The following is a 24,729-nucleotide window of genomic DNA, read 5'->3' as shown; positions in this document are numbered from 1 at the left end:
GTTCACTCCTGCGGCTCCAGGAACCCCCGGCAGGCACCCCGAAAGGGCGCCCCTCCCGAAGATCCAGCCAAGGGGCCGATAACCTTACGTGTCCACTGTGGGCAGGGATCTTCCGCGCAGGACGGACAAATGACGCACGCTAATCATGCGAAAGGCTCGCCCATGGGTATTCGGAGCTTGTTGCGCAAGGTGTTCGGGCGCTCCTCGGAGCCGGTTCCGGAGACTCCCATCGATCCCACTGTCACTCAGCAGCCCGCCCTTCCGGCGCAGGCTGCCGCACGGACGCCGATGGACGCGGCGGAGGCGCTCGTGGCCGCGTCCTTCGACAATCCGACCGTCCCGCCGCAGTCCGCTCCGCGCGACCGCGGCACCCTGCTGACCGCCCCGGCCCCGGCCGCGGACCCGACCGTCCCGGAAGCCCGCCGCGAGGCGTCTCCGGCGCCGGCGGAGGTTGCGAAGCCCGTGGCCGCCGAGGCGGCCGAACAGCCCGAGGCTCCGGCCGCGGCCGAGACCCCTGCGGAGCCGGTGGCCGCCGAGGTGGCCGAGGTGACCGAGGAACCGGTGGCCGCCGAGGTGGCCGAGGTGACCGAGGAACCGGTGGCCGCCGAGGTGGCCGAGGCCCCTGCCGAGCCCGAGCCGGCCGCCGCCGAGGCCCCGGCCGAACCCGTTGCCGAGGCAGAGACCGAAGCAGAGGCTCAGGCAGAGGCAGAGCCTGCGGCCGAGGCCGGGCCCGTCACCGACGCCGAGGCCCCTGTCGCCACCGCGCAGGCCGCCGAAGCGGAGACGACCGAAGCGGAGACGGCCGAGGTCGCCGGTCAGGCGCCCACCGAGGCGGAGACCGAGACCCCGGCCGTCGCCCCGGAGCCGGTTGCCGCGGCGACGCAGGAGACCCACGACGCTCCCGCCGAGCCGGTCGCCGCCCAGACCGAGGACGCCCCGGCCGAACCGCAGGCCGAGGCGGAGCCGGTGGCCGCCGACGCGGCCGTGCAGCCCGAGGCCCCGGCCGCCGAGGTCGAGGCCGAGGCCGAGACCGTGGCCGAGCCGGTCTCCGCGCAGAGCGAGCCGGCCGTCAACGCCGAACCCGAGCCGGCGGCACAGGCCGACGAAGCGCCGCAGGCGCAGGAGCCCGCGCCCGCCACGGAGCCGGAGACCGCCCCCGAGCCGGTCGCCGCCCAGGCCGAGGACGCTCCCGCCGAGCCGCAGGCGGAGGCCCCGGCCGTCGAGGCCGAGCCGGAGACCACGGCGGAGCCCGCCGCCGCCCAGGCCGAGGAGATCCCCGCCGAGGCCGAGACCACCCCCGAGCCGGTCGCCGCGCAGGCAGAAGACGCCCCGGCCGAGCCGGAGGCGGAGGCCGTGCCCGCCGAGGCCGGGCCCGCCCTCGCGCTCGCTGCGGTGAAGCGGCGGGCGCCCGGGGTCGCCGGGGCGTACAAGGCCGCCGGGCAGGTGCTGCGCGGCAAGGGCCGGACCGGGGCACGGGCCAAGGTGTACCTCGTGCTGGACCGGTCCGGGTCCATGCGCCCGTTCTACAAGGACGGCAGCGCCCAGCACCTCGCCGACCACGCGCTCGCCCTCGCCGCGCACCTCGACGAGGAGGCCACGGTCCACACCGTGTTCTTCTCGACGGACATCGACGGCACCGCCGACCTCACCCTCGACAACAGCGAGGGCTGGGTGGAGCGCACGCACGCCGAGCTCGGGCGCATGGGCCGCACCAGCTACCACCGCGCCGTCGAGGCCGTCGTCGAGCACTACGAGAAGTCGCAGTACGAGGGCCCGGCGTACGTCGTGTTCCAGACGGACGGCGCACCCGACAACCGCCAGCCGGCCAAGCAGGCGCTCGCCGACGCGGCCGCGCACGACATCCACTGGCAGTTCGTCGCCTTCGGCGACACCGACAACAAGGCGTTCGACTTCCTCCGGAAGCTGGACGCCCCCAACGCCGGCTTCTTCCACGCCGGCCCGGCCCCGGCCGAGCTGGCCTCGGCCGCCCTCCTCAAGGGCGTCCTCGACCGGTTCTGATCGCCCACGGCCGTGCCGGCCCCGTCACCCGGGGGCGGCACGGCCGGTCAGACGGCCGGCCGGTCTCCTCCGCTCAGCGGACCCATGCCTTCAGCGGCTCGGTGTCCAGCTCGATCCCGACCGGGTCCGGCAGGGTCACCGTCTTCCCGAAAGCCGCCGTCTCGGCCCTGCCGTACTTGCCGCCCTCCGGCTCGCTGTAGACCGTGACCTCGCAGACCTCCCGGTCGATCAGCAGGTAGACCGGGATCTCCGCCTGGGCGTACGCCGCAGGCTTCTCCTGCCGGTCCCTCTGATCGGTGTCGCTGTCATACGAGGTGACCTCGACGGCCATCAGCACCCCGTCGGGCTCCGCCCATTCGCCCTGCCCGACGAAGGTGTCGATCGGCGCCAGCAAACCGTCGGGGCGGGCATTCCCCTTGCGGTACGTCTCCACACGGAGTCCCTGGTCCGGGAACAGCCACCAGCCCTGCCGAGACTGGATGCACAACTGCGTGAGCCAGACGATGATCCGTCCGTGGTCACCGTCCGGCATGGCCTTCTCCCTCACCTTCCCGCTGATGAACTCCAGGCGAAGGGATTCCTCCACCCGATCTCCGTACCGCGCCAGTTCCTCGAACTGGTCCTGCCGCAGAATGCCCGGGACACCCGGCTGCTGCTTCTCATCGACGGCGCCCACGGCGGCCTCCTCCGGGATCGGTGGTGCCTTCCACGGTACGTGTTTCGGTCCGGGCGGGACCGGTTTCACCGACAGCTTCGTCATGGCGGGCATCAGAGCACGCGAAAGGGCCCGGGATCCGCAGATCCCGGGCCCTTTCACCCATGCGGGTACATGCCCGCGGAATATGCCTACGGCTCGCGCGTCAGCGCGCCGCGTCCGGGTGGACCGCCTCGGCGATCGGCTTGGCGTCGGCCGGCTTGGCGTCCGCCGACTTGACCTCGACCGGCTTGCGCAGGGAGATGTTCAGCTCGCGCAGGCGGGCCTCCTCCAGCACCGTGGGCGCGCCCATCATCAGGTCCTGGGCGTTGCCGTTCAGCGGGAAGGCGATGGTCTCGCGGATGTTCGGCTCGTCGGCCAGCAGCATCACGATGCGGTCCACTCCCGGGGCGATGCCACCGTGCGGCGGGGCGCCGAGGCGGAACGCGCGCAGCATGCCCGCGAACTCGCGCTCCACGGTCTCCGCCTCGTAGCCGGCGATCTCGAACGCCTTCAGCATGACCTCGGGCTCGTGGTTCCGGATGGCGCCGGAGGACAGCTCGATGCCGTTGCAGACGATGTCGTACTGCCAGGCCAGGATGTCGAGGGGGTCCTTCTCCTCCAGGTCCTTCATGCCGCCCTGCGGCATGGAGAACGGGTTGTGGGAGAAGTCGATCCGGCCGGTCTCCTCGTCCCGCTCGTACATCGGGAAGTCGACGATCCAGCAGAACCGGAAGACGTTCTCCTCGAAGTGGCCGGCGCGCTTGGCGGCCTCGACCCGGACCGGGCCCATGATCTTGGAGACCTCGTCGAACTCGCCCGCGCCGAAGAACACGGCGTGGCCGGCCACCAGACCCAGACGCTCGGTCAGGACCTTGACGTTCTCCTCGGTGAGGAACTTGGCGATCGGGCCGGTCAGCGAGCCGTCCTCGCCGACGCGCACCCAGGCCAGGCCCTTCGCGCCGAGCGAGACCGCGAAGTCGCCCAGGCCGTCGAAGAACTTGCGCGGCTGGCCGGCGGTGTCCGGCACCGGCAGGGCGCGGACGTGCTTGCCGGCGAACGCCTTGAACTCGGAGGCCTCGAACACGTCGGTGATGTCGACGAGCTCCAGCTGGGCACGCAGGTCCGGCTTGTCGTTGCCGTACTTGAGCATCGACTCGCGGAACGGGATCCGCGGGAACGGGGAGGTGACCTCGCGGCCGTTGCCGAACTCGGTGAAGAGCTCGGTCATCAGCTTCTCGATCGGCTGGAAGACGTCCTCCTGCTCGACGAAGGACATCTCCACGTCGAGCTGGTAGAACTCGCCCGGCGAGCGGTCGGCGCGGGCGTCCTCGTCGCGGAAGCAGGGCGCGATCTGGAAGTAGCGGTCGAAGCCGGAGATCATCAGCAGCTGCTTGAACTGCTGCGGGGCCTGCGGCAGCGCGTAGAACTTGCCCGGGTTCAGACGGGACGGCACCACGAAGTCGCGCGCGCCCTCGGGGGAGGTCGCGGTCAGGATCGGGGTCGCCATCTCGTTGAAGCCGAGGGCCACCATCTTGTGGCGGATCGAGGCGATCACGGCGGAGCGCAGCATGATGTTGCGGTGCATGCGCTCGCGGCGCAGGTCGAGGAAGCGGTACTCCAGGCGACGCTCCTCGTTCACACCGTCGTCGGTGTTGATCGTGAAGGGCAGCGGGGCGGCCGCGCCGAGCACCTCGACCTCGACGGCCTCGATCTCGATCTCGCCGGTGGGCAGCTCGGGGTTGATGTTCTCGGCGCCGCGGGAGACGACCTTGCCGTCGACCCGGACCACGGTCTCCTTGGAGAGCTTGTCCAGGGCGTCGGCGGCGGCGGTGCCGGGGCGGGCGACGAGCTGCGTGATGCCGTAGTGGTCGCGCAGATCGATGAAGAGGATGCCGCCCAGGTCTCGACGATTGTGCAGCCAGCCGCTCAGCCGGACGTCGGCGCCGACGTCAGAGGCACGGAGCTCGCCGCAGGTGTGGGACCTGTACCGATGCATCATTCATCCAGTTCTTCGCGATAGCAGGTGGGATACAACCCCACCAAGGTTACCGTCCGGGTCGGGACGGGGCCGCCGACGGACCGGCCCTGTGGACAACGGGCCGCCGGAAGCCCATCGGCGGCCCGCAGGCAGCCCACCGGCGGACCACATCGCGGACCACCCGGGGGATCACTGACGGGCCGCTTACGGGGGCGACCTGTAAAGATGACGTAATGCGCACCGAGGACGTCCTGGCCGCCACCGCGACGGGCATGTGGCGCTGGGACAACGCCTCCGGGATCGTGACCCTCGACCACGAGGCCGCCCGGCTGCTGGGCCTGCCCGCCGAGCACGTCGACCTGCCCGAGGTGGCCGTCCGCTCCCGTTTCCACCCGGTGGACTGGAACGAGATCAACGGCATCGTGAACCTCGCCGTCGCCGAGGGCACCCTCGCCGAGGCCCTGCTCCGGGTGATGGACGGGGAGGGCCGCGTCCTGCGCACCGTCCGCAGCCGCTCCAAACCGCTGGAGAACGTCACCGCGGACGGCCGTACGGACTACCAGCTGATCGGCACCCTCCAGGAGATCGCCGCACTCCAGCCCGGCACCACCGGCGCGCACACCGCCGTCACCGGCGACTGGCGGCGCTCCCGGGAGGCCTTCCTGCTGGACGCCGGGCGTGCGCTGGCCGAGGCCCGGTCCACGGCCGAGGTGCTGCGGGTCGCGGCCTCGCTGTCGATGCCGGGGTTCACCCCGGACGGGCTCGCGGTGTTCGGCGCGGCCGGCGACCGGCTGTCGATCATCGGCCACCACGGGCACAACCCCGGGGACGAGGGCCCGTTCACCGAGATGCTGCTGGAGACCGACTACCCGGCCGCGGAGGTCGTCCGCACCGGCCGGGCGGTCTACCTGCCCAGCCCGGAGGAGTACCAGCGCCGCTATCCGGCCGCCTGGCCGCTGGCCCGGCGCTTCGGCCGGGCCTCCTGGGCGTTCGTACCGCTGATCGTGGCCGGACGGACCATGGGCGCCTGGATGGCCGCCTTCAAGCACCCGGTGTCCTTCTCCCCCGACGAGCGGTCGGTGCTGACCACCGTCGCCCGGATGCTCGCCCAGGCCCTCCAGCGGGCCGGCGTGGCCGAGTCCGAGCGGGAGCTCACCACCGGCCTGCAGCGTTCGATGATGCCCACCCTCGGCCCGGAGATCCCCGGGATGACGGTGGCCGCGCGGTACGTGCCCACCGGCGGCGGCCTCCAGGTCGGCGGCGACTGGTACGACATGATCCCGCTGCCCTCGGGCCGGTTCGCGCTGGTCATCGGCGATGTACAGGGCCACGACGTACGGGCGGCCGGGCTGATGGGCCAGCTCCGGATCGCGGTGCGCGCGTACGCCTCGGAGGGCCACCGGCCGGACGCGGTGCTCTCCCGCGCCTCCCGCTTCCTCGCCGGGCTGACCGACTCGTACGGCGCTTACGGCGGCCCCTCCGCGTCCGGCCCGCCGGGCACGGCCGCGGGCGGCGACGGGGCCGCGGACGAGGAGGTGTCCGGCCCCCGCTTCGCCACCTGCCTCTACATGGAGTGCGATCCGGAGACCGGCACGCTGGAGGTGGCCCGGGCCGGCCACCCCGACCCGGTGGTCCGGATGGCCGACGGGACGGTGCTGATGCGTCCCACGGCGGGCGGGCTCCCGCTGGGCATCGTCCCCGACACCGACTACCCGACGACCCGGTTCACCCTCGAACCCGGCGAGACGGTGATGCTGTGCACGGACGGCCTCATCGAGACCGGCGGGCACGACCTCGACACCGGCTGGGCCCGGCTGCGGGCCGTCCTGGAAGCCGAGTCGCAGGCCGCGGTGGACCTGGAGAAACTCGCCGACCTGCTGGTCTCCGCCGTACACGGCCCCTCCTCGCACCACAGCACGGGCCCGCTGGCGGACCGCCGCGAGGACGACATAGCGGTGGTGCTGCTCTGCCGGGAGGGCACGGGCCCCGGCTGCGGCAGCGCGCTCGCCCAGCCGGTCCGGCCGGCCCGCCGCACCATGCTGACGGTGGCCCAGGCCGAACCCGAGCGCATCTCCGGCGCCCGCCGCCAGGTCCGCGAGCTGCTGCACGACTGGGCGGACGAGGACCAGGTCGACTCGGCGGTGCTGCTGGTCTCCGAGATGCTCGCCAACGTGCTCATGCACACCGACGGGGACGCCCTGCTGGTCGCGGAGGCGGCCGGCGAGCTGGGCTCGCGCCGCTTCCGGGTCGAGGTGGCGGACCCCAGCGACGAACTGCCGCACAAGCGCCAACCGGGCGAGATGGCCTCCAGCGGACGCGGCGTGCTGCTGATGGAGATGCTCGCGGACCGCTGGGGCGTGGACCCGCGCGGCGAGGGCAAGTCCATCTGGTTCGAGCTGTCCGAGCGGTCGCAGCCCGCCTCCGGCTGACCGGGGCCGTGAGCCACGGGACCGGGACCGGGAGGCCGGGGACCAGGAGGCCGGGGAGGGCGCGTGGTTGGATGACGCCGTGTCGATCTCCCTCCTCCCCGAACCGGTCCGGCGGCTCGCCGCCTGGTGCGCCGTCTTCCTCCTCGTCACCGGTGTGGCGGCGGTGCTGGTCTGGCTGTGCATCACCTTCAAGGCCGCCGTCACCCCCGCACTGCTCGCGCTGCTCGGCACGGCCCTGCTCGGGCCGATGCACCGGCGCCTCATCCGGATGCGGGTGAACCGTTCCCTCGCCGCCGCCCTGACCTGTCTCGCCGTCGTCGCCCTGGTCGGCGGCGCCACGTACGCCGTGGGCGTCGCGCTGGTGCAGACGGGCGACGAGATCATCGACTCGTTGCGCAAGGCCGGCCGGGACATCGCCGAGCACTTCGGGGCGGCCGGCACCTCCCTGGAGGACCTCGCGAAGAACTCCCGGGACCTGCTCTCCAAGTTCGGCGGCACGGCCGCCTCCGGCGTGATCACCGGGCTCAGCGTGGTCGGCCAGATGTTCGCGACGGCGCTGCTGGCGATGGTGCTGGTCTTCTTCTTCCTGCGCGACTCGCACCGGGCCGCCGACACCCTCCGCTCCATGGTCCCCAGCCGCTCCGGGGACATGATCGAGGCGATGGGCCGCCGGGCCTACGAGGCCGTGGAGGGCTTCATGCGCGGCACCACCTTCATCGCGCTGATCGACGCCGTCCTCATCACCGTGGGCCTGCTCGTGCTCAAGGTGCCCGGAGCGGTGGGCCTGGGCGCGCTGGTCTTCGTGACCGCGTACATCCCCTACCTCGGCGCCTTCCTCTCCGGCGCCGTCGCGGTCCTGGTGGCCTTCGCCGACGGCGGCTGGACGGTCGGCCTGTGGGCGCTGGGCGTGGTCCTGGCCGTGCAGGTCATCGAGGGGAACATACTGCAGCCGGTGGTGCAGAGCCGGACCGTTCAGATGCACCCCGCCGCGGTGATGCTCACCATCACCGCGGGCGCGAGCATCGCCGGGATCCTGGGCATGCTGCTCGCCGTCCCGCTGACGGCGGCGGCCTTCGGCGTCCTGTCGGAACTGCGGGCCCGCTACGCCGAACCCGAGGGCGGGGCAGCCGCCGACGCGGGGACCGGAGCAGGATCCGGGACCGCGGGCACGGCCGCCGACGGAGCGGGGGCCTAGCGGCCCCGCCCGCCGGCGGCCGTGCCCGCCGGCCCGTCAGCCCGTCAGCCCGTCACTCGGTCTCGCTCTCGGCCTCGCCGGTGCCCCGGTGGCCCAGGCCGGTCCGCTCGGTGGTGGGGATGCGGCCGAGCCGGCCGGCCTGGAAGTCCTCGAAGGCCTGCTGGAGTTCGGCACGGCTGTTCATCACGAACGGGCCGTAGTGCGCCATCGGCTCCCGGATCGGGCGGCCGCCCAGCAGCACCACTTCGAGGGCCGGGGTGTGGGAGTCCTGCGACTCGTCAGCCCGTACGGTCAGCGAGCCGCCCTCGCCGAAGACGGCGGTCTGGCCGGTGTGCACCGGCCGCCGCTCGGCGCCCACCGAGCCGCGTCCGGCCAGGACGTACGCGAGGCCGTTGAAGTCCTCCCGCCAGGGCAGGGTGATCTGCGCCCCCGGGGTGACCGTGGCGTGGATCATCGTGATCGGGGTGTGGGTGATGCCGGGGCCGTGGTGCCCGTCCAGCTCGCCGGCGATGACGCGGAGCAGCGCACCCCCGTCGGGGGTGGTCAGCAGCTGGACCTGTCCGCCGCCGATGTCCTGGTAGCGCGGGGGCATCATCTTGTCGGCGGCCGGCAGGTTCACCCACAGCTGGAGGCCGTGGAACAGGCCGCCGGACACGACGAGGGCCTCCGGCGGGGCCTCGATGTGCAGCAGGCCGGAGCCCGCGGTCATCCACTGGGTGTCGCCGCCGTTGATGACTCCGCCGCCGCCGTTGGTGTCCTGGTGCACGAAGGTGCCGTCGATCAGGTACGTGACGGTCTCGAAGCCCCGGTGCGGGTGCCAGGGGGTGCCCTTGGGCTCGCCCGGCGCGTACTCCACCTCGCCCATCTGGTCCATCATGATGAACGGGTCGAGGTACTGGTAGTTGATCCCGGCGAAGGCCCGGCGCACCGGGAATCCCTCGCCCTCGAACCCGGCGGGTGCGGTCGTCACGGCCAGCACCTTGCGCGGCACCGCCGTCTGGGGTTCGGCGACGCGCGGGAGCGTCAACGGGTTCTCCACGGTCACAGCAGGCATGGTCGGACCTCCTTCTGCGTCGAGTTTAGTTGAAACTCGAACTTTCTGCCACACCCGCAGAACAGAAGCGGTCCCGGGGACATTCCCCGGGACCCTGCGAACCTTCATGGCCCTGCCAACCTTCGTCCGCCGCCGCGCGTCTTCCCCCGCGTGATGGAGATCTTGCACGGCGACGACATCGCCGACGGGGAGGAAGAGGGCGAGCTCCGGCCCGGACCGTGGTGGCGCCACGCGCTCTGGGTACTGGGCGTGGTGGCCTGCGCCGTCGCCTTCGGCTGGGCCGCCTCGGCCTGGCGGCTGGGCCCGGAGGAGTACGGCATCCCGAGCGCGGCCCCCGGCCCCCTCTGGCCGCTGTTCGGCCTCTGCGCCGCCACCGGGCTGCTCGCGGTCGGGCTGCTCCGGGCGACCGCCGCCCGCATCGCGGTCTACTCCCCCGGCCGCGTCGGTTTCGCCCTGGTCATGCTCGGCACCCGGCTGGCCCTGGGCTTCCGCCCCGAGCCCCCGGTGCTCGCGGCGGGAGCCGCCGCGGTCGTCCTCGCCGCCGCGGTCTGGTGCGGCTACGCCGCGTGGACCCACCGCGGCGCCACCCCCGCGGCATAGCCCCCTGCGCGGCGAGCGGCGCCGACGCCGGGACCCCCGTACCCGGCGCCGGCCCCCGGCGGCCTACGGCTCGATGGACACCGAATTGAACGGGGTCATGTCCACCACCACCGGGTGACCGGGCCAGACGGCGAAGTCGCAGTTCTTGCCGTAGAGGTCCCGGCACAGCCAGATCTTCCAGTCGTGCGTCTGGTTGTTCACGACCAAGTAGCGGCCGACATAGCCGTAGATCCGGTACACGCCGTAGATCTTGTAGGCGTCACGGATGCCGCTGGCCTGCGTCGTCCCCTTGTAAATGCACGCCCACTCGGTCCCGCAGGTTTCCGTGGCGGCCGCCTGCGCCGGGCCGGCCGTCAGCAGTGCCGTGCCGATCGACATGATCCCGGCTGCCGCGGTCGCGGCGAACCTCGTACGTAGCGACATGCGTGCCATCTGTGCCTCCCGGTCCGTGGAAGCGGGGCGGCTCGTCCCCCCGCGGCAACACACTGCGGCAGGGCACACCGGGGCCGCGATGGTTTCGGCGGTCGCCGAAAGGTCCCCGCCGCAGCGGCGGTTCAGCCGCCGCTGCGCAGCAGGTCCACGCCCAGGCCGGTCGCCGCGTGCAGCACCGCCTTGCCGTCGCGCTCGGTGGTGATCAGGCCGGCCGCGCGCAGGGTGCGGGTGTGCTCCGACACCGAGGGCAGGGAGATGCCCAGGTCACGGGCGAGTTCGCTGGTGGTGCGCCGGTCGGTCAGCAGTTGGAGGACGGCTGCCCGGGTGCGGCCCAGCAGGGCGTCCAGCGAGCCGTCCGTACCGGCCGGGGCGACCAGCGGCAGCGGGGTCAGCGCCGGGTAGATCAGCAGGTGGGAACCGTCCGCCCGGGGGGCCAGCAGGGGGCGGCCGGTCCAGAACGCCGAGGGCATCAGGGTCAGCCCGCGACCGCCGAGCAGGGCCTCGAACCGCGGCCCGCCGGGGACCTCCAGGGTGGTGCCGGACCAGGAGGCGCCGGGGTGGGTGCCCGCCAGGGCGGTCTTGATGCCGTGCCCGGCCAGCATCCGGGTGCGCCAGGCCACGTCGGCCCGGAAGGACTGCCGGATCTCGCGCCGGTGCGGGGCGATCAGGGCCTCGTGCGCCGAGCGGAGCGCCCGGTCCAGCAGCGCCCAGGCCTCGCGGTCCTGCTCCCACAGGCCGCGCAGCCAGCCCCCGGGGTCGCCGCCGCTCCGGGTACGGGACGCCACCCGCACCAGGTCCTCGTACGGCAGGTGCCGGCCGCCCTCGCGGACGGCGTCCAGGGCGGCGTCGAGCTCCCGCACCGGCGGTTCGACGAAGCCGGGGTTGTCCCCGTCGGGGCGCAGCAGTTCCAGCAGCGGGCGGGCGTCGCCCGGGAGTTCGCGCGCCACCTGCCGGCGCCACCGGGCGAACACCCCTGGCCGGTCGGTGCGCTGCCAGGCCGCCAGGGCGAGGCAGAGCTCGACCAGCGGCAGTGGTTCGGCGGCGAACCTGACGTCGAGCAGGTCCTCCGCGCTGAAGTGCACCCTGAGCAACGCCCCGCCCCCTTCCCGAGGTCCGGCGGCCGGCCCCCCGCCTCCGCCCGGTCGGCCGGCCGGGCGTGGCTGCGGCTCAGCCGTACATGCGGCGCATGGCGTAGTCGACCATCTGCTCCACGGCCTTCGCGTCGAAGACCATGCGGTGGTCGCCCTCCATGTCCAGTACGAAGCCGTACCCCGTCGGCAGCAGGTCGATGACCTCGGCGCCGGTGATGACGAAGTACTTCGACTCCTTGCCGGCGTACCGGCGCAGCTCCTTGAGCGTGCTGAACATCGGGATCACCGGCTGCTGGGTGTTGTGCAGCGCCAGGAACCCCGGGGTGTCCCCACGCGGGCAGTAGACCCGGGAGGTCGCGAAGATCTGCTGGAAGTCCTCGGCGGACAGCGAGCCCGTGGTGAAGGCCCGGACCGCGTCGGCCAGTGACGGCGGCGAGGGCTCGGGGTAGAGCGGCTGCTCGGCGTACCCGCCCGGCATCTGCTGCTGTTGCGGGGCGGCGTACTGCTGCTGCTGGTCGTAGCCGTACATGGGAAAAGACTACCGACCGCGTCTGGCGATGCTGGTCACAGTCCACAAGCAGGGGTTGATTCTTATTACCCGTGGGTAGCAATATGTCGTTACCGATTGGTACGTACGAGGATCCTGTCTCCCGAGCGCTTAACGGAGCCGTCGCCATGGGGCACTACAAGTCGAATCTCCGCGACATCGAGTTCAACCTCTTCGAGGTGCTCGGCCGCGACAAGCTGTACGGCACCGGCCCGTTCGAGGAGATGGACGCGGAGACCGCGAAGAGCATCCTCTCCGAGATCGCCCGCCTCGCCGAGAACGAGCTGGCCGAGTCCTTCGCGGACGCCGACCGCAACCCGCCGGTCTTCGACCCGGAGACCAACACCGCCCCGGTCCCGGCCTCCTTCAAGAAGTCCTACGAGGCCTTCATGGACTCGGAGTACTGGCGCCTGGGCCTGCCGGAGGAGATCGGCGGCACCACCTCGCCCCGCTCCCTGATCTGGGCCTACGCGGAGCTGCTGCTCGGCTCGAACCCGGCGATCTGGATGTACTCCTCCGGCCCGGCGTTCGCCGGCATCCTCCACGCCGAGGGCAACGAGGCGCAGAAGCGCGTCGCGCAGATAGCCGTCGAGAAGCGCTGGGGCTCCACCATGGTCCTCACCGAGCCGGACGCCGGCTCGGACGTCGGCGCCGGCCGCACCAAGGCCGTCCAGCAGGAGGACGGCTCCTGGCACATCGAGGGCGTGAAGCGCTTCATCACCTCCGGTGAGCACGACATGGAGGAGAACATCCTCCACTACGTCCTCGCCCGCCCCGAGGGCCACGGCCCGGGCACCAAGGGCCTGTCGCTCTTCCTCGTCCCGAAGTTCCACTTCGACTGGGAGACCGGCGAGCTGGGCGAGCGCAACGGCGTCTACGCAACCAACGTCGAGCACAAGATGGGCCTCAAGGCCTCCAACACCTGCGAGATGACCTTCGGCGACCAGCACCCCGCCAAGGGCTGGCTGATCGGCGACAAGCACGACGGCATCCGCCAGATGTTCATGATCATCGAGTTCGCCCGCATGATGGTCGGCACGAAGGCCATCGCGACGCTCTCGACGGGTTACCTGAACGCGCTGGAGTACGCCAAGGAGCGCGTGCAGGGCCCGGACCTGGCGAACTTCATGGACAAGTCCGCGCCCAAGGTCACCATCACGCACCACCCGGACGTCCGCCGCTCGCTGATGACGCAGAAGGCGTACGCCGAGGGCATGCGCTCCCTGGTGCTCTACACCGCGGCCGTCCAGGACTCCATCGCCGTCAAGGAGGCGAACGGCGAGGACGCCTCCGCCGAGATCGGCCTGAACGACCTGCTCCTGCCGATCGTGAAGGGCTACGGCTCGGAGCGCTCCTACGCGCTGCTGGCCGAGTCGCTGCAGATCTTCGGCGGCTCCGGCTACCTGCAGGAGTACCCGATCGAGCAGTACATCCGCGACTCAAAGATCGACACCCTGTACGAGGGCACCACCGCCATCCAGGGCCAGGACTTCTTCTTCCGGAAGATCGTCCGCGACCAGGGCGCCTCCCTGAACGTCCTCTCCGAGGAGATCAAGAAGTTCCTCGCCACCGCCGAGGTCGGCGAGGAGCTGGCCGGCGCCCGCGACGCGCTGGCCAAGGCCGCCGTGGACCTGGAGGCCATCGTCGGCCAGATGATCACCGACCTCACCGCCACCGGCGAGGACGTCAAGAACATCTACAAGGTCGGCCAGAACACCACCCGCCTGCTGATGGCCTCCGGCGACGTCGTGATCGGCTACCTGCTGCTCCGCGGTGCCACCGTGGCCGGCGAGAAGCTGGCGGCCGGCGCCTCCGGCAAGGACCTGGCCTTCTACCAGGGCAAGATCGCGGCGGCGAAGTTCTTCGCCTCCCAGGTCCTGCCGGGCGTCGCGGTCGCGCGTCAGCTCGCCGAGGCCGTCGACAACTCGCTGATGGAGCTCGACGAGGCCGTCTTCTAGGCGGTAGGCGGCGTACGCACGAGCCTGTGGCCGGACCCCTCCGTACCGGGGGTCCGGCCACAGCCGTCGGCCGCCGACCGCTGCCCGACCGCAGGTCAGAGGCAGGGCCGGAGGCAGGTCAGAGGCAGGCCGGGGGCAGGCCGGGGGCGGGTTTTCCACAGGTCACAGCGGCCGTCGGTCCCGGTTGTCGGTCATCCATGGGACGCTCGTGGGTATGAGTCCACAGGAGCAGCAGAACAGCCGGGGATACTCCGTCCCGACCGGTCGCCCGTACGCCCTCAAGGAGCTCCAGGCGAGCCTGGGCGCCCTCGGCGACCAGGTCCAGGACCTGTACGACGGCGCGCACCCGAGCGAGTACGACGGCGTGGCCGACGCGCTGTACGCGGCGTTCCAGACAGCCGCCGGGCTGGCCCCCGCCAAGAGCTACACGGGCTGCCCCGCGCACCCCAACGGCGCCCTCGACCCGGAGGCCCCCGAGGGGTGGGGCCGCTGCCTGCTCTGCAACGACCGGCGCCGGCTCGGGCAGCGCTCCCAGGGAGTCCGCGGCGCCGCCCCGGCCACCGAGCAGCGCCGGCTGGGCTACCCGGTGCCGCCGGGCCCGTACAGCCTCGCCGTGCTCCGCCGTCACCTCCAGGCGATCGAAGACCGCCGCTTCCACCTGGGCATCTCCTCGCCCGACGAGGAGTTCGTGCGGATCACCGACGATCTGCACCGCGCCTTCATCGTCGCCCGTGAACTCTCCCGTCCCCGCAACGCCTCCGGCTGCTCCGAGCATCCCGGCGCGCCGATCGACCCCGATGCCCCGCCCGGGGAAGCCTGTATCTTCTGCGCCGGGCGCAGAAGACGTGCGCAGCGGTCACCGCAGACCCCCGAGATGCTCCCCCGCATCCGCCGGGGAGAGCGGCGTGGCCTGCTGCGGCGTTTCGAGCGACCGCCGGGCTGACCGAACCGGGGCGGCGTTCACCACCACCCGAACCCCAACTCTTCGGCCATCCGCCGCAGTCCGGCCATGACGCACACGACCGTCGTTAAGGTGAACCACATGAGCTCTCCCGCCCGCTTCGACCGCGGACACACCGACGATCTGATGACCTTCCTGGCGGCGAGCCCCTCGCCGTACCACGCCGTGGCCAACGCCGCCGAGCGGCTGGAGAAGGCGGGATTCAGGCAGCTGTCGGAGACGGACGCCTGGGACGCGGGAGCGGGCGGCAGGTTCGTGCTGCGCGGAGGAGCGATCATCGCCTGGTACGTGCCGGAGGGCGCGGCCGCGCACACCCCGTTCCGGATCGTCGGCGCACACACCGACTCCCCGAACCTGCGGGTCAAGCCCATCCCGGACACCGGCTCCCAGGGCTGGCGGCAGATCGCCGTCGAGATCTACGGCGGGACGCTCCTCAACACCTGGCTGGACCGGGACCTCGGCCTCGCGGGACGGCTCACCCTCGCCGACGGCACCGAACGCCTGGTCAACATCGACCGGCCGCTGCTGCGCGTCCCCCAACTCGCCGTGCACCTCGACCGGTCGGTGAACAGCGACGGCCTCAAGCTCGACAAGCAGCGGCACATGCAGCCGATCTGGGGGCTGGGCGACGCGCACGAGGGCGACCTGATCTCCTTCCTGGAGGAGGAAGAGGGCCTGGCGGCGGGCTCGGTGGCCGGCTGGGACCTGATGGTCCACTCGGTCGAGCCGCCGGCCTACCTCGGACGGGACAACGAACTGCTCGCCGGACCGCGCATGGACAACCTGCTGTCGGTGCACGCCGGAGTGGCCGCGCTGGCCGCGGTCGCCGCCGCCGGCGGCACCGCCGAGAAGCTTCCCTGCATCCCGGTGCTGGCGGCCTTCGACCACGAGGAGAACGGCTCGCAGTCCGACACCGGCGCCGACGGCCCGCTGCTGGGCAACGTGCTGGAACGATCCGTCTTCGCCCGCGGCGGCTCCTTCGAGGACCGCGCCCGCGCCTTCGCCGGCACGGTCTGCCTCTCCTCCGACACCGGCCACGCGGTGCACCCCAACTACGGTGAGCGCCACGACCCGACGCACCACCCGCGCGCCAACGGCGGCCCCATCCTGAAGGTCAACGTCAACCAGCGCTACGCCACCGACGGCACCGGCCGCGCGGTGTTCGCCGCGGCCTGCGAGCGGGCCGGCGTGCCGTGGCAGACCTTCGTCTCCAACAACTCCATGCCCTGCGGCACCACCATCGGCCCGATCACCGCGGCCCGGCACGGCATCCAGACCGTCGACATCGGCGTGGCGATCCTGTCCATGCACAGCGCCCGCGAACTGTGCGGCGCCGAGGACCCGTACCTCCTGGCGAACGCCCTCGTCGCCTTCCTGGAGGGCTAGCGGTGTCCGTTCCGGGGACACCTCCGGCCGCACCGGCCCCCGAGGTCCGGCCGCGACCGAGCCGGGAGCTGACCGGGACGGAACTGCTCCGGTGGTACTGGACCCTGGCCGAACTCACCGGGCTGGCCCGTGAGATGGGCCTCCCGGCCGGCGGTGGCAAAGCGGCCCTCACGGACCGCCTCGCCGCCGCCCTCGACGGCCGCCCGCTGCCCCCGCCCCCGGCCCGCCGCCGGGCGGCCGGCGGCACCGCCCAGCTCACGGCACCCGTCGACGGCGACACCGTGATCCCCGAGGGCCAGCGCTGCAGCCAGGTGCTGCGCGCCTGGTTCCGGGCCGAGCTCGGGCCGTCGTTCCACTTCGACGCGTTCATGCGGACGTACATCGCCGAGAACGCGGGCCGCACCCTGGGCGACGCCGCCCGCCACTGGCGGGAGACCCGCACCGAGGCGGCCCGCCCGCAGGAGATCGGCGCCCAGTTCGAACTGAACCGCTTCCTGCGGGACTGGCACGCCGCGCACCCGGCCGGCAGCCGCGCCGAGGCCCTCACGGCCTGGCACGACCACCGTTCACAGCCGCGGAGACGATGAGCCGCGGATCACGAGCTGCTGAGCTGCTGAGCCCGGCGGCTCAGCCGCCGGGACGCGGCAGCACCAGCACCCTGGTGGTGCTGCCGTCCTCCTCCTCCACGTCCCGGACATGGCCGAACCCGAGCCGGTCCAGCAACACCAAGGACCCGTGGTTGGGCTCGGCCACCGTGGCGTACACCTCGGACAGCCCCAGGGTGTCGAAGCCGTAGCCGAGCAGGGCGCGGGCCAGCTCGGTGCCCAGCCCGCTCCCCCACGCCTCCGGCGCCAGCGCGTACACCAGCTCGTACCCGTCGACCTCGTCGGTCCGCTTGATCTCGGCGTGCCCGATCAGCGGACCACCGCCGGCCCGGCGCACCGCCCACACGTCGAACAGCCGCTGCGCGTACACCTTCCCGAAGATCCGGCCGAACAGGGCCCGGTCGTTCTCCTCGGTGTCCGTGCCCTCGCCCATCCACCGGGAGACCAGCGGGTTCTGGAAGAGCGTGACGAACGCGTCCTCGTCCTCGGGCCGGTACGGCTCCAGCAGGAGCCGCTCGGTCCGCAGCTCAGGCGTCACCGCTCGTCGTCCATGCCGGCGAGGACGAGGGCGAGGCGGGCGGTCCCGTCGGGGGTGACCGTCACCGGGACTCCCCAGTCCTGCTGGTGCACGTGGCAGGCCGGGTACTCGTTCTCCGGGTCGTCGTCGCAGGACGCGGCCATCGCCGACACGTGCAGCACGCCCGCCCCGACCCCGTCGGCCAGCACCAGGTCGCGGAACAGGTCGGTGCCGGACCCGGCGCCCTCCGCGAGCAGCTCCGGCGGGGTCGAGGACACCAGCAGCCGGGTCGAGGGCCCGTAGCGGTCGTCGAGCTTCTGCCCGGCCGGGGCGCTGAACACCACGTCCAACCGGAGCGCCCCGCCCGCCACTTCGGTCGCCGCGCGCTGGGTGCGGTGCGCGACGGCCTCGACGCGTACGGCCTCCTCGGGCAGCCGCAGCCGGGTCAGCCGGTGCCGGGCGGATTCCACGACCACGATCTCGTCGCCGTCCAGCACCGCGTCGCTGGGCTCCCGGAGGTCGGTCGCCAGGGTGGAGACCTGTCCGGTCGCCGGGTCGAAGCGCCGCAGCGCGTGGTTGTACGTATCGCAGACCGCGACCGAGCCGTCCGGCAGCACGGTCACCCCGAGCGGGTGCTGGAGCAGCGCCTGACCGGCATCCCCATCGCGGTGCCCGAAGTCGAACAGGCCGGTGCCGACCGCGGTGTGCACGACCCCGTCGGTGTCGATCCAGCGCAGCGCGGAGGTCTCCGAGTCGGCGATCCACAGCCGGTCCCCGGCGGCCGCCAGCCCGGAGGGCTGCGCGAACCAGGCCTCGGCGGCCGGCCCGTCGACCAGGCCCTCGTTGGTCGTCCCGGCCGCGAGCTGTACGGTCCCGGCCTCCGGGTCGTAGGTCCACAGCTGGTGCACGCCCGCCATCGCGATCCACACCTTGCCCTGCCACCAGGCCACGTCCCACGGCGAGGACAGGTCCACCTCCAGGGCGGGCCCCGAGGTCGGCGATCCCTGCCACCACTGCCGCCCGGTCCCGGCGACCCGCTCGACGGCCCCCGTCGCGGGGTCGAACAGGGCCAGCGCGTGGTGGACGGTGTCCGCGACGACCACCTTGCCGCCGGGCAGCAGCGCGAGCCCCTGCGGCTCACGGAACGCCCCGTCCCCGATCCGCCGTACGACGGTCTCCCCGTCGGCCTCCAGCTCCACGAGCTGGTGCCGGGTGGAGTCGCTGACCAGCAGGTTCCCGTTCTCCAGCCGCAGCGCCTTGCCGGGGAACCGCAGGTGCGTGGCCTCCGGCTCGGGCGCCACGTACGGACCGTCGCCGCGCCGCAGCGTCCCCTTGGCCTCGTGCTCGGCCTCCAGCTCCTCGACCAGCCGCGCGATGGCGTGCGCGTGCCCCTCACCGGCGTGCTGCGCGACCACGTACCCCTCGGGGTCGATCACGACGAGCGTGGGCCAGGCCCGCACGGCGTACTGCTTCCACGTCACGAGCTCGGGATCGTCGAGCACCGGGTGGTGCACCTCGTACCGCTCGACGGCGTCGACGACGGCCTGGTGCTCGGCCTCGTGCACGAACTTCGGCGAGTGCACGCCGATGATCACGACGGTGTCGCGGTGCTTCTCCTCCAACTCCCGCAGTTCGTCGAGGACATGCAGGCAGTTGATGCAACAGAACGTCCAAAAATCCAAGATCAATGTGCGACCTCGGAAGTCGGCGAGCTTCAGATCCTTCCCGCCGGTGTTGATCCAGCCTCCCTTGCCGATCAGCTCAGGGGCACGGACACGGGCACGCTTGCGGGGTTCGGGCGCGGGGGTGGGCGCCGGAGCAGCATCGTTCATGCTTCAAGCTTGCCATTGGCCCATGAACACCGGATCACGGCTGTACGACGCCGTTGGCCCGCCGAGCTATGGGATCCGCTCCACCACGGCTACCTCCGAGAATCCAGGCGCTTGCCCAGGGCCTCCCGGGCTTGCTGGACGCTGGACGATGACGTCACGTTCGACTGCTCTGGATCAGACCGGCTGGTAGTCCTCGTGCGGGATAGCCCGTGCCCACACGGCCGTGAACGCAGACGCACACAGTTCCACTACGGCAGGGTCTGTGACCAGCTCCTCGCCAGTCATCTCTCCATTGCCGTCGAAGTGGTTGAAGAGCACGGACGTGCCATCGAAGAGCCACAGGTCGTTGCCGGGCAGTGCCAGGCCGGAAGCCTCCCGGCGGGGCAGCCAGCGCACGCTCTCCCCGGCCTTGATGTTGTGGCCGCTGGTCAGCTCGTACTCGTAGCGCACGTACGGAGAGATCGGCTCGGAGACGATGCGCGCCCGGCGGACATCGACGCCCCGCGCCACGGACCCGGAGACCAGCTCGATCCACCAGGACCAACGTTCCGCCGGGTCGAATCGGCTGCCCGAAGTCCACTCGGCGTAGTCCTGATCCAGCGCGTAGGCGTCCCTCATCTCCAGGTGGTACGCGCTGTGCCTCGCGGCGCGGAACAGGTCCTCAAACGTCGGCTCCGTCGCCACCGTTCACCTCCGGGAAGAACTGCATCATGCGCTTCGGGAACTCGATGACGGTCTCATGGGCGGGGATGTCCAGCTGGGCCAGCCGTTCCGCGTCCGTCACGCGCCACCCTTGCAGGATGTAGTTCCCAGTCTCGTCGTCCAAGTAGACGGTCGGGGAACCGTTGTTGGGGCTCTCCGGATCCTTGCCAAGCCGGTGCAACGTCATGGTGTCCTCCGGTCGCTCTGGTGGCGATCAACATGAACGAGCTTGCTCCGGATCACCCGGGCGTGCCAGCAACTTGCACGAACTTCTACGGGCCGGGGAACGGAAATGCCCCCGTGCCGCCACCCTCGCAAAGGCGGCAGACACGGGGCTCAAGGGTGTTCATCGGACTTCTAGGGGGCCTCTTAAGGAAGTAATGGAATTCGATCGTCATTCCGTCACTTCGTCACCTGCTGCCTTCGCCCCAGCGCTGTCCTTCGTCGCCCAGACGATCCGGCAGCGCTCGTTACCGTCGAACCTGACACCCACCTTCCCGCGCTGGACTTCCACGCGATCGATAGCGAGGCCAAGACGTTCACGCCGTCCGGCTGCATCGTCGGCTTCCCAAGCTTCACGTAGCAGGCCCGCGTCCAGGAGCGGAGAGATGTCCACAGAAGGGGTCGGCATCCGCAGTAGGTCCGCGCGAAGCCCCTCGATCCGGGTACGAAGTCGTCCGGCGAGCCGGTTGTACCGGTCGATCGCGTCTGTGCCGGTGAACTCGCCACGGACGTACCTAGCCTCTTCCAGGTCCGCCAGACGGGCTCCCTCGTCCGCGATCTCCGCCTCGATCGCGTCCCGCTTCGCGAATACCTCCGGGTCCTCCCTCCGTACCCAGCGATCGGCGATCACGGCAAGCAGCGGATCCTGGGGCTCCAGGGACGGCAGGCGGGAGAGGAACGCCCGGGTCACGTAGTCGTCGATGCTCTCCACCCGAGCCGATACGCCGGAGCATCCTCGTCCCATCCGGTGGCTGGAGCACTGGTACGACGTGCCGGCCTTGCTCATCCGGGCCCCGCAGAGCCCGCAGCACGCTATGCCGGTGAGCAGTGACTTGCCCTGCTTGTGGCCGTGCCGCTTTCCTGCCAGAGGAAACGTCCGCGCTTCGAGCTGGCGGAGGATGAGCTCACGCTCCCCGACCGTGATGATCCCCTCGCCGATGCTCACGGTTTCGAGGGTCTCCGGGTCCCGGTAGGAGGAGACCCGGTTCATGTACTTGCGTGTCCCGTCCGGCTGCTCCTCGTACTCGGTCTGCGGCATGAGACCGGCGAAGGCCGGCGAGCGAAGGAGTTGCATGATGCTGGACGGGTTCCACTCGCCTCCACGGGCGGATTCCACCCCGTGCTCGTTCAGCAACCGGGCGATGTGGACGAGGGCCTTCCCGGACAGCGCCTCGTCGGCGATCAGGCGGGCGTAGACGGCGGTCTCGGGGTCGTGGACGAGCTTCTTCGCCTCAGGGTCCACCAGCAGCCCGTAAGGCGGCTGTCCGCCGATCCACTGGCCCCGCTGGCGTAGGTACCGCTTGGCGTTGCCGACGCGCATCCCGAGGTTGCGGGACTCGTTGCGCGCCAGTTCCGCCAGCATCGCGATGGTGACCCGGGCGCTGTCGTTCTTCGTGTCGAGGCCGTCCATGACGGAGACCAGCCGTCCGCCGACTCGGCCTATGTCGTCCAGAGCCTTGCCGACCTCGCCGATGCCCTTGCGGGACAGGCGGTCGAGCTTCCAGACGATCAGAACCCCCACGACGCCGGCCGTGGCTGCTGTGATCGCCGCATCGAACCCCTTGCGGCTGACGTTCTTGTAACCGGAACGTCCACGGTCGATGTGGACCTTGCGGACGGTCAGTCCGTTGCGCTCCGCCCATGCGCGGCAGTCGGCTTCCTGGCGGTCGATCCCAGTCTTGCCCTCCCGGTCCAGGGACAGGCGCAAGTACAGGTCGGCTGTGGTGTGTTGGTGCACATCCTCACGCTAGCGAGGAGTGCGCACTTTGGTTCAGGAAATCCAAAAATCAGCAATGCTGATCTTCCCGCGCAGATCAGCGAGGGTCAGATCCTTGCCTCCGGTGTTCAGCCAGCCACCCTTGCCGATCAGCTCGGGGGCACGGACACGGGCACGTCGGCGGGGCGCGGGCGCGGGGGTGTGCGCCGGGGCGGCATCGTTCATGCTTCACGCTTGCCATCCCGGTCTCCCGGTCTCCCCTGCCCCTCCAGGTCTCCGGCTGCTCCCCGAACGGGTGACCGCTTCCGTCGTCGCAGGACTCCGGAACGCCCGGCGTGGGAGCGTGGGAGCGAGACGGAAGGAGCTGCCTCATGGCCACCGCCGCCGAGCCCGGCAATCACCGCCGCAGAATCGAGCCGAACACGGACGACTACACCGATGGGATCGACCCCGAGCGCGCCCTGAAATACGCCATCCAGCACTTCGCGGGCGACGACCGCACCGAGATCATCGAAGGGGTCATCAGCCGCATGACGCCGACCTGGGATCACGAGCTCGCAGCTCAGGTGGTGCGCAGGCAACTCGCGAACAGAGTTGATGAGCTCCAATGCGTGGAAGGTTCGGGCAACCTGGACCTTCCCAGTTCGTCGAACTGGTATGTCCCGGACATCGCCGTCGTGCCCGAAGAACTGGCTCGTGGCGGAAGTGCCCTTCTCCCTGACCAGACCCTGCTGGTCGTGGAGGTCACGTCCAAGTCGAACGCCGACACCTATCGCATCGTCAAGCGCAAGCGGTACGCCGAGTACGGCGCACCGCTCTATCTGCTCGTCGACCGGATCAGCCGTGAGGTCACCCTGTTCTCGGAGCCCGGACAGCTCGGTTACGAGGGCAAGGACGGGCCGCACCCGTTCGGGACGCCGGTCCGGCTGCCCGAGCCCTTCGACCTCGTGCTCGACACCTCGCAGCTGAAGTGACGCGCCCGGTCAGCCCCTGGCCGGGCGGATGCCCAGCATGCGGTCCTTCAGGGCGGGGAACTGCTCGCGGGTCTCCGCCACCTTCCGCGGGTCGAGGTCCACGGTGAGGACCTGCTCGTCCGGGCCGGCCTCCGCCACGACCTCCCCCCACGGGTCGACGACCAGGCTGTGCCCGGCCTGCCGCACCCCCGCGTGGGTGCCGGCGGTGCCGCAGGCCAGGACGTACGCCTGCTCCTCGACCGCGCGGGCCCGGCTCAGCAGGGTCCAGTGGGCCCGCCGCCGCTCGGGCCAGCCCGCCGAGACCACCAGGGTGGTGGCGCCGGAGTCGATCAGGCCGCGGAAGAGCTCCGGGAAGCGCAGGTCGTAGCAGGTGGCCAGGCCCAGGGTCTGTTCCGGGAGCTCCACCGTGGTCAGCGAGTCGCCCGCCGACATCAGCACGGCCTCGCCCTCGTCGAACCCGAAGCGGTGGATCTTGCGGTAGGTCGCGGCCAGCTCGCCCGCCGGGGAGATCACCAGCGCGGTGTTGTAGAGCCGGCCGTCACCCGCGCGCTCCACGATCGACCCGGCGTGCAGCCATACGCCGGCGTCCCGCGCCGCCCCCGCCAGCTCGGCGTACGTCGGCCCGTCCAGTGGTTCGGCCTCGGTCTCGAACTGTTCGTAGGCGAAGGCGCCGACCGGCCACAGTTCGGGCAGCACGACCAGGTCGGAGTCGCTCTGCTCACGGACCAGTCCGGCGACCCGGTGGCGGCGAGAAACCACCGACTCGGCATCGTCCACAGCGATTTGGATGAGGGAGGCGCGCACGGTACCACCGTCCTGGCGTTCAAGCCGTCAACTCGGGCCTACGATCGTCACACGAAAGCACTGCCGGGGTGCTCCTGGGCAGCGTAGCTTTGGGACACACGTCCGCCCGCAGTCCACAACGCGCCACTGAGCCACTGAACAGCACGCGAGGGGTCCCGTTGACCGTCCATCCGCATCCCAGTCTCCAGCCCTATGCCGACGCGTGGACTCACTCCATCGAGGCGATATCCGAACTGGTCACGCCGTTGACGGAAGGCGAGTGGAACCGGGCCACGCCGTGCCCGGGCTGGTCCGTGCGGGACGTGGTGTCGCACGTCATCGGGATCGAGTGCGAGATGCTCGGCGACCCCCGGCCGATCCACACCCTGCCGCGGGACCTGCGGCACGTGGTGGACGAGTTCAGCCGCTACATGGAGGTGCAGGTCGACGTACGCCGGCACCACACCGCCCCGGAGATGACCTCCGAGCTGGAGTACACGGTCATCCGGCGGTCCCGGCAGCTGCGGAACGAAAAGCGCGATCCGGCCACGATGGTGCGGGGGCCGCTGGGCGACCAGGTGACGCTGGAGCACGCGCTGCGGCTGCGCGCGTTCGACGTGTGGATCCACGAGCAGGACCTGCGGACGGCGCTGGGCGTGCCGGGGAACCTGGACTCGCCGGGTGCGCTGGTGGCGCGCGACATCCTGCTGGCCGGGCTGCCGAAGGTGGTGGCGAAGCGGGCGGGCGCGCCCGCGAACTCGGCGGTGGTGGTGGACGTGCACGGGCCGGGGCCGGAGTTCCTGCGGACGGTCCGGGTCGACGCGGACGGCCGCGGCTCGGTGGACGGGACCCCGTCGCTGGGACCGGCCGTGACACTGGTGCTGGACTGGGAGACCTACGTACGGCTCGCGGCGGGACGCGTCCGCCCGGCCGCGGTCTCCGACCGGGTCAAGGTGGAGGGCGACCGGGACCTGGCCGGGGCCATCCTCGCGAACTTCGCGGTCACGCCGTAGGCAAACCGGTGCGGCCC

The 24,729-nt window shown here is 71.5% G+C and carries 23 protein-coding genes; 10 read left to right on the top strand and 13 right to left on the bottom strand.

Going from position 1 to position 24,729, the window contains the following annotated elements; genetic code table 11:
* Positions 1-162: 162 nt before the first annotated feature.
* Positions 163-2,019 (top strand): VWA domain-containing protein, encoded by a 1,857-nt coding sequence (locus AC067U_RS10695; RefSeq protein WP_478829277.1) that lies wholly within the window; start codon positions 163-165, stop codon positions 2,017-2,019.
* Between the two features lie 73 nt (positions 2,020-2,092).
* Here the strand turns inward: AC067U_RS10695 and AC067U_RS10690 are convergent, their stop codons facing one another.
* On the bottom strand, positions 2,093-2,695 hold the full coding sequence (locus AC067U_RS10690; RefSeq protein WP_478829276.1) for a Uma2 family endonuclease: 603 nt from the start codon (positions 2,693-2,695) through the stop codon (positions 2,093-2,095).
* Between the two features lie 184 nt (positions 2,696-2,879).
* Positions 2,880-4,712 carry an aspartate--tRNA ligase gene (gene aspS / locus AC067U_RS10685; RefSeq protein WP_478829275.1) on the bottom strand — a complete coding sequence of 611 codons (1,833 nt, stop codon included), beginning with the start codon at positions 4,710-4,712 and terminating at the stop codon, positions 2,880-2,882.
* Between the two features lie 215 nt (positions 4,713-4,927).
* Between aspS and AC067U_RS10680 the strand changes: the two genes are divergently transcribed.
* Positions 4,928-7,123: an ATP-binding SpoIIE family protein phosphatase gene (locus tag AC067U_RS10680; protein WP_478829274.1), complete on the top strand. Its 2,196-nt coding sequence runs from the start codon at positions 4,928-4,930 to the stop codon at positions 7,121-7,123.
* Positions 7,124-7,208: 85 nt separating this feature from the next.
* Complete coding sequence (locus tag AC067U_RS10675) at positions 7,209-8,318, top strand: AI-2E family transporter (protein ID WP_478829580.1); 1,110 nt, start codon at positions 7,209-7,211, stop codon at positions 8,316-8,318.
* Positions 8,319-8,370: 52 nt separating this feature from the next.
* On the opposite strand, the gene AC067U_RS10670 is transcribed toward AC067U_RS10675, so the two are convergent.
* Entirely contained in the window at positions 8,371-9,372 is a 1,002-nt protein-coding gene (locus AC067U_RS10670; RefSeq protein WP_478829273.1) for a pirin family protein, read from the bottom strand.
* 153 nt (positions 9,373-9,525) lie between these two features.
* Here AC067U_RS10670 and AC067U_RS10665 point away from each other — a divergent pair, with 153 nt between their 5' ends.
* Complete coding sequence (locus AC067U_RS10665) at positions 9,526-9,972, top strand: hypothetical protein (RefSeq protein WP_478829272.1); 447 nt, start codon at positions 9,526-9,528, stop codon at positions 9,970-9,972.
* Between the two features lie 63 nt (positions 9,973-10,035).
* Here the strand turns inward: AC067U_RS10665 and AC067U_RS10660 are convergent, their stop codons facing one another.
* The 3 genes from AC067U_RS10660 to AC067U_RS10650 all read right to left on the bottom strand — a co-directional run bounded on the left by AC067U_RS10660 (position 10,036) and on the right by AC067U_RS10650 (position 12,024).
* Positions 10,036-10,404, bottom strand: coding sequence for a hypothetical protein (locus AC067U_RS10660; RefSeq protein WP_478829271.1), 369 nt, complete (start codon positions 10,402-10,404; stop codon positions 10,036-10,038).
* Between the two features lie 122 nt (positions 10,405-10,526).
* Positions 10,527-11,486 (bottom strand): ArsR/SmtB family transcription factor, encoded by a 960-nt coding sequence (locus AC067U_RS10655; protein ID WP_478829579.1) that lies wholly within the window; start codon positions 11,484-11,486, stop codon positions 10,527-10,529.
* Between the two features lie 85 nt (positions 11,487-11,571).
* The gene (locus AC067U_RS10650) at positions 11,572-12,024 is read right to left on the bottom strand and encodes an SseB family protein (RefSeq protein WP_478829270.1); all 453 of its coding nucleotides are present in this window, start codon (positions 12,022-12,024) and stop codon (positions 11,572-11,574) included.
* A 146-nt stretch (positions 12,025-12,170) separates the two neighbouring features.
* Here AC067U_RS10650 and AC067U_RS10645 point away from each other — a divergent pair, with 146 nt between their 5' ends.
* From AC067U_RS10645 to AC067U_RS10630, 4 genes are all read left to right on the top strand, one after another.
* On the top strand, positions 12,171-14,000 hold the full coding sequence (locus AC067U_RS10645; RefSeq protein ID WP_478829269.1) for an acyl-CoA dehydrogenase: 1,830 nt from the start codon (positions 12,171-12,173) through the stop codon (positions 13,998-14,000).
* Positions 14,001-14,214: 214 nt separating this feature from the next.
* Positions 14,215-14,943 carry a hypothetical protein gene (locus tag AC067U_RS10640; RefSeq protein ID WP_478829268.1) on the top strand — a complete coding sequence of 243 codons (729 nt, stop codon included), beginning with the start codon at positions 14,215-14,217 and terminating at the stop codon, positions 14,941-14,943.
* A 99-nt stretch (positions 14,944-15,042) separates the two neighbouring features.
* Complete coding sequence (locus AC067U_RS10635; protein WP_478829267.1) at positions 15,043-16,347, top strand: M18 family aminopeptidase; 1,305 nt, start codon at positions 15,043-15,045, stop codon at positions 16,345-16,347.
* Between the two features lie 2 nt (positions 16,348-16,349).
* On the top strand, positions 16,350-16,934 hold the full coding sequence (locus AC067U_RS10630) for a DUF6434 domain-containing protein (RefSeq protein WP_478829266.1): 585 nt from the start codon (positions 16,350-16,352) through the stop codon (positions 16,932-16,934).
* Positions 16,935-16,974: 40 nt separating this feature from the next.
* Here the strand turns inward: AC067U_RS10630 and AC067U_RS10625 are convergent, their stop codons facing one another.
* From AC067U_RS10625 to AC067U_RS10600, 6 genes are all read right to left on the bottom strand, one after another.
* A complete protein-coding gene (locus tag AC067U_RS10625; protein WP_478829265.1) occupies positions 16,975-17,490 on the bottom strand; it encodes a GNAT family N-acetyltransferase in 516 nt (171 codons plus the stop codon).
* On the bottom strand, positions 17,487-19,301 hold the full coding sequence (locus tag AC067U_RS10620) for a thioredoxin-like domain-containing protein (protein ID WP_478829264.1): 1,815 nt from the start codon (positions 19,299-19,301) through the stop codon (positions 17,487-17,489). Before AC067U_RS10620 ends, AC067U_RS10625 begins: the two co-directional genes overlap by 4 nt.
* Before the next feature lie 174 nt (positions 19,302-19,475).
* Positions 19,476-19,919: a DUF6879 family protein gene (locus tag AC067U_RS10615; protein ID WP_478829578.1), complete on the bottom strand. Its 444-nt coding sequence runs from the start codon at positions 19,917-19,919 to the stop codon at positions 19,476-19,478.
* A gap of 43 nt (positions 19,920-19,962) precedes the next feature.
* Positions 19,963-20,190 (bottom strand): hypothetical protein, encoded by a 228-nt coding sequence (locus AC067U_RS10610; RefSeq protein WP_360621510.1) that lies wholly within the window; start codon positions 20,188-20,190, stop codon positions 19,963-19,965.
* Positions 20,191-20,397: 207 nt separating this feature from the next.
* Positions 20,398-21,963 carry a recombinase family protein gene (locus AC067U_RS10605; protein WP_478829263.1) on the bottom strand — a complete coding sequence of 522 codons (1,566 nt, stop codon included), beginning with the start codon at positions 21,961-21,963 and terminating at the stop codon, positions 20,398-20,400.
* Between the two features lie 33 nt (positions 21,964-21,996).
* Positions 21,997-22,167 (bottom strand): hypothetical protein, encoded by a 171-nt coding sequence (locus AC067U_RS10600; protein WP_478829593.1) that lies wholly within the window; start codon positions 22,165-22,167, stop codon positions 21,997-21,999.
* Between the two features lie 146 nt (positions 22,168-22,313).
* On the opposite strand from AC067U_RS10600, the gene AC067U_RS10595 reads away from it, so the two are divergent.
* The gene (locus AC067U_RS10595; RefSeq protein ID WP_478829262.1) at positions 22,314-22,916 is read left to right on the top strand and encodes a Uma2 family endonuclease; all 603 of its coding nucleotides are present in this window, start codon (positions 22,314-22,316) and stop codon (positions 22,914-22,916) included.
* Between the two features lie 9 nt (positions 22,917-22,925).
* Here the strand turns inward: AC067U_RS10595 and AC067U_RS10590 are convergent, their stop codons facing one another.
* On the bottom strand, positions 22,926-23,720 hold the full coding sequence (locus AC067U_RS10590) for a carbon-nitrogen family hydrolase (RefSeq protein WP_478829261.1): 795 nt from the start codon (positions 23,718-23,720) through the stop codon (positions 22,926-22,928).
* 158 nt (positions 23,721-23,878) lie between these two features.
* On the opposite strand from AC067U_RS10590, the gene AC067U_RS10585 reads away from it, so the two are divergent.
* Entirely contained in the window at positions 23,879-24,712 is an 834-nt protein-coding gene (locus AC067U_RS10585; protein WP_478829260.1) for a maleylpyruvate isomerase family mycothiol-dependent enzyme, read from the top strand.
* Positions 24,713-24,729: the final 17 nt, after the last annotated feature.

This window comes from Streptomyces sp. NPDC043853, assembly GCF_056436025.1.
The sequence above is the reverse complement of the archived record's forward strand: the minus strand, read 5'-3'. Positions and strand labels throughout refer to the sequence as shown.